This window comes from Acidovorax sp. NB1 (assembly GCF_005405905.1).
GTDB lineage: Bacteria > Pseudomonadota > Gammaproteobacteria > Burkholderiales > Burkholderiaceae_C > Acidovorax.
The window spans coordinates 280,520-291,949 of sequence record NZ_BJHU01000035.1 but is presented as its reverse complement, the minus strand read 5'-3'; the positions used below and the strand labels follow the sequence as shown (position 1 = coordinate 291,949).

The window sequence follows — 11,430 nt, the reverse complement described above, 5'->3', positions numbered from 1 at the left end:
TGCGTGATGGTGCTGGGCACCACCAGCGGCGCCGGCAAAAGCTGGCTCACCACCGCGCTGTGCCGCTACTACAGCAACCTGGGCCTCAAGGTGGCGCCGTTCAAGGCGCAGAACATGAGCAACAACGCGCGTGTGGTGCCGGGCCCTGCGGGTGTGATGGGCGAAATCGGCAGCGCGCAGTATTTCCAGGCGCTGGCAGCCCGCGCCGGGCCTGAGGTGCGCATGAACCCGCTGCTGCTCAAGCCTGAGGCCGACACGCACAGCCAGGTCGTGTTGATGGGGCAGGTGAGTGCCGAACTCACGGCCATGCCCTGGCGCGGCCGCAGCGAAAAGGTGTGGCCGCAGATCGCTGCAGCCCTCGATGCACTGCGTGCCGAGAACGACGTGGTCGTGATCGAGGGCGCAGGCTCGCCCGCCGAGATCAACCTGCACGCGAGCGACATCGTCAACATGCGTGTGGCCCGCCATGCCGATGCACGCTGCCTGCTGGTGACGGACATCGACCGGGGCGGCGCGTTTGCCCACCTGTATGGCACGTGGGCGCTGCTGCCCGAGGACGAGCGCGCGCTGATCCACGGCTTTGTGCTCAACAAGTTTCGCGGTGACGCCAGCCTGCTGGCCCCGGCGCCGCAGATGCTGCAAGACCTCACTGGTGTGCCCACCGTGGCCACCATCCCCATGCAATGGCGCCACGGCCTGCCCGAAGAAGACGGCGTGTTTGACGACCGCACCTTGTCCGCAGGCGCCGTGCACACCACCGTGGCCGTGGTGGCCTACCCACGCATCAGCAATCTGGACGAGTTCCAGCCGCTCAAGAACGTGCCCGGCGTGCGCCTGCTCTGGGTGCGCAGTCCGGCCGATCTGGCGGGGCTCAAGCCTACCGACTGGGTGGTGCTGCCCGGCTCCAAGTCCACCGCCGCTGACCTGGCCTGGCTGCGCGCGCAAGGGCTGGACCAGGCCATTGCCCAGCACGCCGGGCAAGGCGGCACCGTGCTGGGCGTGTGTGGCGGCCTGCAGATGCTGGGCGAGGCGCTGATCGACACCGCAGGCATCGACGGCAATGCACCGGGTCTGGGCCTGCTGCCGCTGGTCACCACCTTCGAGGTCGCCAAGACCGTGCAACGCACACAGGCGCAGTTTGGTGCCATGCAGGGCGCCTGGGCTGCGCTGGCCGGTGTGGCCGCCACCGGCTACGAAATCCACCATGGCCAGACGGCCCAGCACCCGGCCATGGCTGCCAAGGGCGATGTGGCGCGCGAGGTCGTCCCCGGCATCGCCTGGCAGAACCCGGCGGGCAATGTGCTGGGGGTGTACCTGCACGGCCTGTTCGAGGACGCGGCGGTGCTGCACGCGCTGTTTGGCGCGCAGGTGCCCACGCTGGACAGTGTGTTTGACGGCCTTGCAGGCTTCCTGAATAGCAGCTTCACACCGGGCGTGCTGGATGCGCTGGTGGCGCGGTAGGGACCCGGCCACCGTGTGTCTCAACGCCTCACAGTCTTTCGCAATGGCAGGCGAGGGTGGTGTACGGAAAGCGCACGGTGTCTTGCCCGCGCAGCGCCGGGTGCCGCTGTATCAATGCCTCGATCTGCGCGCGCACTGCGGCGCGCTCGGCGTCGGGCAGTGCCGCGATGAAGCTGATCGACATGAAGCGGTCCACGATGACCTGCTGGGGCGGCCCCACATGCTCGTGGGTCAGCCGGGTCTCGACCAATGGGCTGAAGCCGGGGTGCGGAAAGGGCTTGCGCCAGTCGCCCTTGTAGAAGCGCGGGGCATCGCCCTCGTAGGGCGTGATGATGGAGGTGAGCTCGGCCACCCAGTCCACCGATTCATCGCGCACGTTCCACACCAGGCCGAGCTTGCCGCCCGGGCGCAGCACGCGGTGGAATTCGTCCAGGGCGTCGCGGGTGGCAAACCAGTGGAAGGCCTGCGCACAGACCACGGCATCGAGCGTGCCGGATGGCAGCGGAATGGCCTGCGCCGTGCCCGCCACGGCGCGCACCGTGGGCAGTTGCAGGGCATCGATCTTGGCGCGCATGGCGTCCACGGGCTCCACGCCCACCACCGTGGCCCTGGTGGTTGCGAGCAGAGCGGTGAACTTGCCAGTACCCGCACCCACATCGGCCACCTCGCGGCCGGGGCCCAGGCCCAAGGCCTGTGCCAGCCACGCCGACAGCGCCGCCGGGTAGTCCGGCCTGCCGCGCGCATAGGCCTGAGCCTCTTTTTCAAAACCCTGCTGTGCCGCTATGTGCACGGCGTTCCTTGTGTTTTCCATCACCATGACCTCACCTTTCGTACTTCCATCCGTTGCTGACCTGCATGATGCCGCGTTGGCCAACCGCCTGCAGCACGTCATTGACCACAAGACCAAGCCCTTGGGCTCGCTGGGCCTGCTGGAGCGCCTGGCGCTGCGCCTGGGTGTGATTCTGGGCACCGAATCCCCCGTGCTGCATGCTCCCCAGATGCTGGTGTGCGCGGGCGACCATGGCCTGGCCGCGCGGGGGGTGTCGGCGTTCCCAAGCGATGTGACCTGGCAGATGGTGGAGAACTTTCTGGCGGGTGGCGCGGCAGTCAGCGTGCTGGCCCGCCAGCACGGCCTGGGCCTCACGGTGGTGGACTGTGGCGTGGCCAAGCCCATTGCTGCGCGCGATGCAGCACCCGGCCAGCCGCGCCTGTTGCTGCGCAAGGTGGCACCGGGTACGCAGGATGCCTCTGTCGGCCCGGCCATGAGTGCCGAGCAATGCGCCCAGGCGCTGGCTAACGGGGTGGAGGTGGTGCGTGGGCTGCCGGGCAACGCCTTGCTGCTGGGCGAGATGGGCATTGCCAACACCTCGGTGGCATCGCTGCTGCTGGCGCGTCTGGCAGGGCTGCCGCTGGCCGAGGTGACGGGTGCGGGCACCGGGCTGGACGCTGCGGGCATCGAACGCAAGCGCGCGGTGCTGCAGCAGGCGCTGGACGCCAATGCCGGCGCCACCAGCCCGCTGGATGCTCTGGCCGCCCTGGGCGGCTATGAAGTGGCCACGTTGGTGGGCGCAGTGCTGCAGGCAGCGGCCGAGCGGCGCGTGATTGTTGTGGATGGCTTCATCACCAGCGCTGCCGTGCTGGTGGCCAGCCGCATCGCGCCGCAGGTGCTGCAGCGCTGTGTGTTTGCGCACCGCTCGGGCGAGCGGGGCCACAGCCTGATGCTGGAACAGATGCAGGCCGAGCCTCTGCTGGACCTGGGCCTGCGCCTGGGCGAGGGCTCGGGCGCGGCGCTGGCCTGGCCTTTGCTGCAATCGGCCTGTGCCGTGCTGCGCGAGATGGCGAGTTTTGAATCGGCCGGTGTGGCCACGCAGACGGCCTGAACAGCAGCTCGCTGCTTTCAGGCTTCAGCCCACACGACGGTGCGGTTGCGGCCTTCTTCCTTGGCGCGGTACAGCGCGGCGTCGGCGCGGGAGAGCATGGCGTCCAGCGTCTCCTGGGGCCCGGTCCAGCTGGTCAACCCGATGCTCACCTCGCAGTCCAGCGGGTGGCCCGTGGCCAGCGTGGCGTGGATGCGCTGGGCCACGCCCAGGGCGGCCTGGGCGTCGGCTCCCGGCAGCAGTACCAGGAATTCCTCACCCCCATAGCGGCCCAGGCGGTCGGCGCGGCGCAGCACCTGGCGGGTGCGCTCGGCAAAGTGCACAAGCACCGCATCGCCGTGCTGGTGACCGCGTGTGTCGTTCACCGCCTTGAAGTTGTCCAGGTCCACCATCATGATGGACAGCCCGTTACCGTAGCGCTGCGCGCGCTCCAGCTCGTCCTCGCAACGTTGCAGCAAGGCACGGCGGTTGAGGGCCTGGGTCAGCGAGTCGTAGGTGGCCAGGTGTTCCAGCTCGGTGCGCAGGCGGTCGGTGGCCATCAGCACCGCGCCAATGGACAGCATGAGCACGGTGAGTGCATAGGCACCGATGTACAGGGTCTGGAACAGCGATGGCTCCATCAGGTCGTTGCCTGCATGCCCAGCCAGAATAGATCCCAGCCGCATCCCCAGCACCAGCATGTGCAGGCCCAGCATCACCTCCACCAGCCGTACCGGGAAGTTGCGCCCGCCGTGGCGCAGCATGAAGCGCAGTTGCGCGGCGTACAACGCGCCCATCACCACGGTGAAAAACCCCACCCGCACCGCATAGTTGGGCCACCCGTAGGTCAGCCAGGCGAATACGACCGTGGTGCCCGCCATCACCCAGTTCCAGGTGCGCCAGGTGGCGGGCTGGCCCATGAACTGTCGCGTGCCCATGTAGTAGGTGACCGAGCCCAGCACCAGCAGCTGGTTGGCCAGCACCAAGCCCAGCCAGTCAGGGATGGCGCCGCGCGCGCCAAACAGCACGGTGGACAGCAGCCACAGCAGCGGCGCCGCCGCCCAGCCCCCCACGCCCCGGATGCTGGGCGGGTAGTGCCGCCGCATGAACAGCAGCACCATGGCCATGACGGCAGACATGAAGCCCGCCAGGGCGATCATGGAGCGCGGGTCGAGGTTCGTCATGCGGCAGGCAGGAGAAGGGGGAGGAACGCGCTGACGTAAGAAATTGTTTCAGATTCAAAGCCAGTATAGCCACGCACCTGGAAGGCACAGCGCTGTTTCGGTGCATGGTTTGCCCGGGGTGGGGCAGGGGGCAGCGCGGCTGTGGACCGGTATGGGGCAGCAATCTGCGCCGTGTTGGTGCATTTTGTATGCAAAGTGCATAAAACATTGTGTACAAAGTTGGCATGGGCTTTGCGTAGGGCATTACCCATGCAAAGCACCCACCCAGCGCCCACCCCCGCCGCCATCGAAATCATTGCGCTCACCAAGCGCTATGCCAGCGGCAAGCCCGCCGTGGATGCCATCAACCTGCGCATTGCCAGCGGCAGCTACTGCTGTTTGCTGGGGCCCTCGGGTTGCGGCAAGAGCACCACGCTGCGCATGATTGCCGGGCACGAGTCAGTGACCAGCGGCGACATCCTGCTGGAGAACCGCAACATCACCGACCTGCCCGCCGCCGCGCGCGGCACGGCCATGATGTTCCAGAGCTTTGCGCTGTTTCCGCACCTCTCGGCCCTGGACAACGTGGCCTTCAGCCTCAAGATGAAAGGCGTGGCCAAGGCCGAGCGCCAGGCCAAGGCGCGCGACCTGCTGGAGCGCGTGGCGCTGGGTCATCTGGCGGAGCGCAAACCCGCTGAACTCTCGGGCGGGCAGCAGCAGCGCGTGGCACTGGCACGTGCCCTCATCACCCAGCCGCGCGTGCTGCTGCTCGACGAGCCGCTGTCGGCGCTCGACCCGTTCCTGCGCATCCAGATGCGTGCCGAGCTGCGCCGCTGGCAAAAGGAGCTGGGCCTGACCTTTATCCATGTCACCCACAGCCAGGAAGAGGCCATGGCCCTGGCCGACACCATGGTGGTGATGAACCACGGCGTGATCGAACAGGTGGGCAGCCCGCACGAGGTCTACAACCGGCCCGCCAGCGAGTTTGTGGCGCGCTTTATGGGCGGGCACAACGTGATCGACACGCCCGAAGGCAAGGTGGGTGTGCGCACCGATCACCTGCAGATCGCCCCCGCCCAGGCCGAGCTGCCCTGGGGTGCCCAGCGCATGCAGGCCGTGGTGACCGATGTGGAATACCAAGGCACCTACGTGCTGGTCGGCCTGCAAAAGCAGGGCGTGGCCTTGTCGGCCAACGCCACGGCGGCCTATTCAGTGATGGTGTCAGAAGCCGCCTTTGCCGCGCAGCCCTACCAGGTGGGGCAGGGCGTGCAACTGCACTGGACGCCTGATCAGGCGCATCCGTTGTCCGTGCCTGCTCCCGCAATGGCCGTGGCTGCCTGACCACTTCGCCACGCCTCCTCTTTTTCACCCGTCCCCTTCCGCAACCCAAGGAGTTTTCCCATGTCCGATGCTTCCCGTGCTGATTCCCCTGTCGTTGTCTCCGATGCCTCTGGCGTAAAGCGCCGCTCGCTGCTCACTGGCACGGCGGGCATCCTGGCCGCTGGCGTGTTCCCGGCCGTGCATGCGCAAGAGAAGATCGTGCTGCGCTACCTGGGCACGGCCGTGAACCAGGACAAGGCGATTGCCGAAAAGTTCAAGGCCGACACCGGCATCGAAATCCAGTACGTGGCCGTGACCACCGACGACGTGACCAAGCGCGCCGTCACCGCACCCAACAGCTTTGACTTGATCGACACCGAATACTTCTCGCTGAAAAAGATTGTGCCCACCGGCAACCTGAAAGGCATTGACACCAAGCGCATCAAGAATGCCGACAAGATCACCACGCTGTTCACCACCGGCATGGTGGCGGGCAAGGCCGTGGGCGACCAGGGCACGGCACCCAAGAAGGTGATCTACCTGGAAGGCGAGAAGTCCAAGAAGTTCGCAACTGCGCCCACGCAGTTCATGAGCCTGATCCCCACCGTGTACAACGCCGACACGCTGGGCATCCGCCCCGACTTGATCAAGCGCCCCATCAACTCGTGGGCCGAACTGCTCAACCCTGAGTTCAAGGGCAAGACCGCTATCCTGAACATTCCTTCGATCGGCATCATGGACGCCGCCATGGTGGTTGAGGCCATGGGCCTGTACAAATACCCCGACAAGGGCAACATGACCAAGAAGGAGATTGATCTCACGATCAAGACCCTGATCGAAGCCAAGAAGCAGGGCCAGTTCCGCGCGCTGTGGAAGGATTTCAACGAGTCGGTGAACCTGATGGCATCGGGCGAAGTTGTGATCCAGTCGATGTGGAGCCCGGCGGTGACGGCGGTGCGCACCAAGGGCATTGCCTGCAACTTTCAGCCGCTCAAAGAAGGCTACCGCGCATGGGCTGCGGGCTTTGGCCTGCCTGCCACGCTGAGCGGCCGAAAGCTCGATGGCGCGTACGAGTTCATCAACTGGTTCCTGGACGGCTGGGCAGGTGCGTACCTGAACCGCCAGGGCTACTACAGCGCCGTGCTGGAGACCGCCAAGTCCAAGATGGAAGCCTACGAGTGGGCCTACTGGATGGAAGGCAAGCCCGCCACGCAAGACATCAAGAGCCCGAACGGCGACGTGCTGGCCAAGGCCGGTGCGGTGCGCGACGGCGGCAGCTACGAGTCACGCATGGGCGGCATTGCCTGCTGGAATGCGCTGATGGACGAGAACAACTACATGGTGCAGAAGTGGAACGAGTTCGTTGCGGCGTAGGGAGTGCACCCCCTGAGGCGCTTTGCGCCTTCACCCCTCTCCCGAACCGCTGCGCGGTTCGGGAGGGGGACGCCCCCGGTGCGGCGGGGCGGCCCTTGCACGGGGGCACTGGCCTTTGGCCGCGCCGGTTTCGAAGGCAGCGTGCGGCGCTGTTGATTTCTGAATGCAAACACCATGAGCACGACCACCACACCGTCCTTACTCGCTGCAGCCGTTCCTGGCCGCACCATAGCTGCTTGGTGGCAGGCTGCGCCGTTCACGCTAGTGTTCGCGCTGTTTTTCCTGATTCCGCTGGCGCTGATCGTGATGGTCAGCTTCTGGGACTTCAATGAGTACGAGCTGTTGCCCGGCTTCACGCTCAAAAACTACGTGTCGATCTTTGCGGGCTGTGGCGATGCGTCAGACGGCCTGTGCGTCACGCTCAAGACGTATTACTCCACGCTCAAGTTCAGTTTTCTGGTGTGGCTGATCACGCTGGTGATTGGCTTTACCGTGGCTTACTTTTTGGCCTTCCATGTGCGCTCATCGGGCATGCAGACGCTGCTGTTCGTGCTGTGCACCATCCCGTTCTGGACATCGAACGTGATCCGCATGATCTCGTGGGTGCCGCTGCTGGGCCGCAATGGGTTGGTCAACCAAACCTTGATGGGCATGAAACTCATCGAAACGCCGATTGAGTGGCTGCTGTTCTCCGACTTCTCTGTGGTGCTGGCCTTCGTGCACCTCTACACCATGTTCATGATCGTGCCCATCTTCAACAGCATGATGCGTATCGACCGCAGCCTGATCGAAGCTGCCAGCGACAGCGGCGCGAGTGGTTGGCAGACGCTGTGGAACGTGATCGTGCCGCTGTCGCGCACCGGCATCATCATCGGCTCCATCTTCGTGATCACCATCGTCATGGGTGACTTCGTGACCATCGGCGTGATGGGCGGGCAGCAGATCGCCTCCATCGGCAAGATCATCCAGGTGCAGACGTCCTACCTGCAGTTCCCGCTGGCGGCAGCCAATGCCGTGATCTTGCTGGCCGTGGTGCTGATGATCATCTGGGGCCTCACGCGCCTCGTCGATATTCGCAAGGAGCTGTGAGATGACCACCCGCATCCGCGAAACCCGCCCGGCCAGCTTCTGGCCCTTGGCCATAGTCTTTGCGCTGTTCGTGCTGTTCATGTACGGGCCGATGTTCGTCATCTTCATCCTGAGTTTTCAGGGGCCGGAAGGGGGGCTCACCTTTCCGATGCGGGGCGTGTCGCTGCACTGGTTCGCCAAGCTGGCCGAGGGGCTGGGCGTGGTGGACATTGGTGCGGCGCTGTGGCGGTCCCTCGGTCTGGGCGTGGCGGTGATGCTGTGCACGGTGGTGCTGTCGGTGCTGGCCGGGCTGGCGTTCCGCAAGCGGCTGGCGGGCGGCAACACGCTGTTTTTCATCGTGGTGGCCAGCCTCATCATGCCGTCCATCATCGTGTCGCTGGGCATTGGGCTGGAGTTCCGGCTGATCGACAACGGCATCAAGGCGGCGCTGGAATGGTTGGGCATGGAAAGCGCGCTGGAGGGCTATGGCACATCGCTCGGCCTGTTCACCTCGGCCCTGGGCGCGCACCTGACTTGGACGTTGCCGTTTGGCCTGCTCATCATGTTTGCGGTGTTCAACCGCTTCAACCCTGCGTACGAAGAAGCCGCGCGCGACCTGGGCGCCACGCCGTGGCAGGGCTTTGCCCATGTGGTGCTGCCATTGATTGCGCCCTCGGTCGTGGGCATTGGCATGTTCGGCTTCACGCTCAGCTGGGACGAGATCGCCCGCACCTCGCAGGCCATTGGCGATGTGAACACCTTGCCGCTGGAGTTGCAGGGGCTGACCAGCACGGTGACCACGCCGTCCATCTACGCGCTGGGCACCGTCACCACCGTGGTGTCGTTCGCAGTGATGGGCGTGACGCTGTTGCTGGTGTGGGCACTGGGCCGCAGGCGCAAGGGCCGTTCGGGTTAAAAACGGCACCCTTATGACGACCACCCTCCCCAAGCCCCGCACTCGGCGCGTGCGTGTTGCAGCCTCTGAGCCCACCGCTCAGCCTGCTGTTCAGCCCGAGGCCCCAGGCCAGCTCAGCGACAACGACATGTACGACCGCATGGTGTCGGCCATCCTCGACCACCGGCTGCCGCCCGGCACCAAGCTTGTGGAGGACAAGCTTGCGGCTGCATTTGGTGTCTCGCGCACCCGCGTGCGTCCCGTGCTGGTGCGGCTGGCCAATGAACAGGTGGTCACGCTCACGCCCAACCGGGGCGCCTCCATCGCCCAGCCCACACCGCAAGAGGCGCTGGAAGTGTTCGAGGCCCGCCGCCTGCTGGAGCCACGCCTGGTGGAGCTGTTCATCGCCAACGCCACCGATGCCGACATCGCCGCGCTGCGCACCTGCATTGACGACGAAGAGGCCGCGCGTGCCAGTGGCGACATGCGCCGCGCCATCCGCCTGTCGGGCGACTTTCACCTGCACATTGCGCAGGCCGCAGGCCACCAGACGCTGGGGCGCATCCTGCGCGAGCTGGTCTCGCGCACCTCGCTCATCCTGATGACCTACAGCCCCAGCCACGCCCAAACCCGCGAAGAGGCCACCGCCTGCGGCTGCCGCGAGCACCGGGCGCTGATCGATGCCATCCGCCTGCGCGATGCGCGCGAAGCGCCCCGGCTGATGCTGGCCCACCTGGCGCGCATCGAATCGCAGCTGGAGTTCACGCCGCCTGCGGCGGAGGCGCCCGATCTGGCGCAGTTGCTGGGCGGGGCCTGACTCGCTTTTCACATCCTTCCTCCATGCGCCAACTGCTCGTCATCAACCCCAACATGTCGGCCCATGTCAGTGCCTTGCTGCAGCGGCATGTGCAAGGGGCTGCGGGCTCGCATGTGGCGGTGCGCACGGCCACAGCCCGCTTTGGCGCGCCGTACATCGCGTGCGAGGCGAGCTACGCTGTGGCAGCCCACGCCGCGCTCGATGTGTGGGCGCATGAGATCGCACAACCCCAGACCCCGCCCGACGCGGTGCTGATCGGCTGCTTTGGCGATCCTGGCCTGATGGCGCTGCGCGAGAGCAGCCCCGTGCCCGTCACCGGCCTGGCCGAAGCGTCATTCATCGAGGCTGCGCGCCACGGCCGCTTTGCCATCGTCACCGGCGGCGAGCGCTGGGGCCCCATGCTGCAGCGCCTGGCCCAGGCGCTGGGCCACGCCCACGCACTGGCAGGTATTCACACCGTGGCCCCCACCGGCGCACAACTGGCGGCTGACCCCGAAGCGGCCCGTGCCTTGCTGGCCCAGGCATGCCGAGATGTGGTGCGCCAGATGGGCGTGCAGGCCGTCATCCTGGGCGGGGCCGGGCTGGCGGGCATGGCCGCTGCGGTGCAGTCACAGGTGTCGGTGCCCGTGATCGACAGCGTGGTGGCCGGCGCCGCCTGGGCGCTGCGCGCGCACCCCGTGCCACCGGAGCGCAAGGTGGCGGGGTTTGATGTGGCCTGGGTGGGGGTGTCACAGGAGATGGCGGCTTTAGGACGGGCGGGGGCGGTTTGACTGTGCCCAGGGGGAAGTTTAGTATTACGGTTGTAATTACTTGAATGCATGCCATGCACACCCTCAAACTCACCCAGGTCGGTAATTCCGTCGGCGCTATTTTTCCGAAGGAACTGTTGGCGCGATTGCAGTTGGAGAAAGGCGATGAGCTGTATGTGACGGAGTCGCCCGATGGCTTGCGCATCACGACGCATAACCCTGAATTTGAAGCCCAGATGCGCGTGGCGCGCGAGATCATGAAAGAGCGCCGCGCTGTCTTGCACGAGCTGGCCAAATGAGTCAGTGGGTCTGGCTGGACCGTGCCGTTATCGTCGCTATCCATGAAATGCAATTGGCTGAGCACGGTGGCGGTGCGGGTGTGCGGGACGCTGGTTTGCTCGATTCAGCCTCGGGCAAACCACTGCATCTGAGCCACTACGGCGAGCCTCCGCCAGATGTTGCGGCGCTAGCAGCCTCTTATGGATACGGCATTTCGCGCAACCATCCGTTCGTCGATGGCAACAAGCGCACGGGCTTTGTAGCAGCAGAGCTTTTTTTGCGCCTGAATGGTTGGGCGCTTACTGCCGACGACGCATCGTGTGTGCTGACCATGCTCGCCGTCGCCGCAGGCGACATCACCGAAGAGTCGTTTGCCGCCTGGCTGCGGGAGCATGCCGTAGTCCGTTGAGTGAAACTTAACGTTTTTTTTGGCTCTACCGCCTATCCA

12 protein-coding genes are annotated in these 11,430 nt (G+C 65.7%); 10 read left to right on the top strand and 2 right to left on the bottom strand.

Annotation, left to right across the window (positions count from 1 at the left end; all coding sequences use genetic code 11):
* The first annotated feature begins 6 nt into the window (after positions 1-6).
* Positions 7-1,461 carry a cobyric acid synthase gene (locus AvAM_RS18900; protein ID WP_137748660.1) on the top strand — a complete coding sequence of 485 codons (1,455 nt, stop codon included), beginning with the start codon at positions 7-9 and terminating at the stop codon, positions 1,459-1,461.
* A gap of 28 nt (positions 1,462-1,489) precedes the next feature.
* Here the strand turns inward: AvAM_RS18900 and AvAM_RS18895 are convergent, their stop codons facing one another.
* Positions 1,490-2,278: a class I SAM-dependent methyltransferase gene (locus tag AvAM_RS18895; RefSeq protein ID WP_137748491.1), complete on the bottom strand. Its 789-nt coding sequence runs from the start codon at positions 2,276-2,278 to the stop codon at positions 1,490-1,492.
* Between AvAM_RS18895 and cobT the strand changes: the two genes are divergently transcribed.
* Entirely contained in the window at positions 2,277-3,341 is a 1,065-nt protein-coding gene (cobT, locus tag AvAM_RS18890; protein WP_137748490.1) for a nicotinate-nucleotide--dimethylbenzimidazole phosphoribosyltransferase, read from the top strand. The two genes, AvAM_RS18895 and cobT, sit on opposite strands and share 2 nt — an antisense overlap.
* 17 nt (positions 3,342-3,358) lie before the next feature.
* Here the strand turns inward: cobT and AvAM_RS18885 are convergent, their stop codons facing one another.
* On the bottom strand, positions 3,359-4,501 hold the full coding sequence (locus tag AvAM_RS18885) for a GGDEF domain-containing protein (protein ID WP_249368229.1): 1,143 nt from the start codon (positions 4,499-4,501) through the stop codon (positions 3,359-3,361).
* 249 nt (positions 4,502-4,750) lie between these two features.
* Here AvAM_RS18885 and AvAM_RS18880 point away from each other — a divergent pair, with 249 nt between their 5' ends.
* From AvAM_RS18880 to AvAM_RS18845, 8 genes are all read left to right on the top strand, one after another.
* A complete protein-coding gene (locus AvAM_RS18880) occupies positions 4,751-5,821 on the top strand; it encodes an ABC transporter ATP-binding protein (RefSeq protein ID WP_137748489.1) in 1,071 nt (356 codons plus the stop codon).
* A 60-nt stretch (positions 5,822-5,881) separates the two neighbouring features.
* On the top strand, positions 5,882-7,174 hold the full coding sequence (locus AvAM_RS18875) for a PotD/PotF family extracellular solute-binding protein (protein ID WP_137748488.1): 1,293 nt from the start codon (positions 5,882-5,884) through the stop codon (positions 7,172-7,174).
* A gap of 174 nt (positions 7,175-7,348) precedes the next feature.
* The gene (locus AvAM_RS18870; protein WP_137748487.1) at positions 7,349-8,263 is read left to right on the top strand and encodes an ABC transporter permease; all 915 of its coding nucleotides are present in this window, start codon (positions 7,349-7,351) and stop codon (positions 8,261-8,263) included.
* A 1-nt stretch (position 8,264) separates the two neighbouring features.
* A complete protein-coding gene (locus AvAM_RS18865; protein WP_137748486.1) occupies positions 8,265-9,158 on the top strand; it encodes an ABC transporter permease in 894 nt (297 codons plus the stop codon).
* A gap of 13 nt (positions 9,159-9,171) precedes the next feature.
* On the top strand, positions 9,172-9,954 hold the full coding sequence (locus tag AvAM_RS18860) for a GntR family transcriptional regulator (protein ID WP_137748485.1): 783 nt from the start codon (positions 9,172-9,174) through the stop codon (positions 9,952-9,954).
* A gap of 23 nt (positions 9,955-9,977) precedes the next feature.
* A complete protein-coding gene (locus AvAM_RS18855) occupies positions 9,978-10,724 on the top strand; it encodes an aspartate/glutamate racemase family protein (protein WP_137748484.1) in 747 nt (248 codons plus the stop codon).
* 53 nt (positions 10,725-10,777) lie between these two features.
* Complete coding sequence (locus AvAM_RS18850; RefSeq protein ID WP_056169497.1) at positions 10,778-11,002, top strand: AbrB/MazE/SpoVT family DNA-binding domain-containing protein; 225 nt, start codon at positions 10,778-10,780, stop codon at positions 11,000-11,002.
* Positions 10,999-11,391 (top strand): type II toxin-antitoxin system death-on-curing family toxin, encoded by a 393-nt coding sequence (locus tag AvAM_RS18845; protein ID WP_137748483.1) that lies wholly within the window; start codon positions 10,999-11,001, stop codon positions 11,389-11,391. Before AvAM_RS18850 ends, AvAM_RS18845 begins: the two co-directional genes overlap by 4 nt.
* Positions 11,392-11,430: the final 39 nt, after the last annotated feature.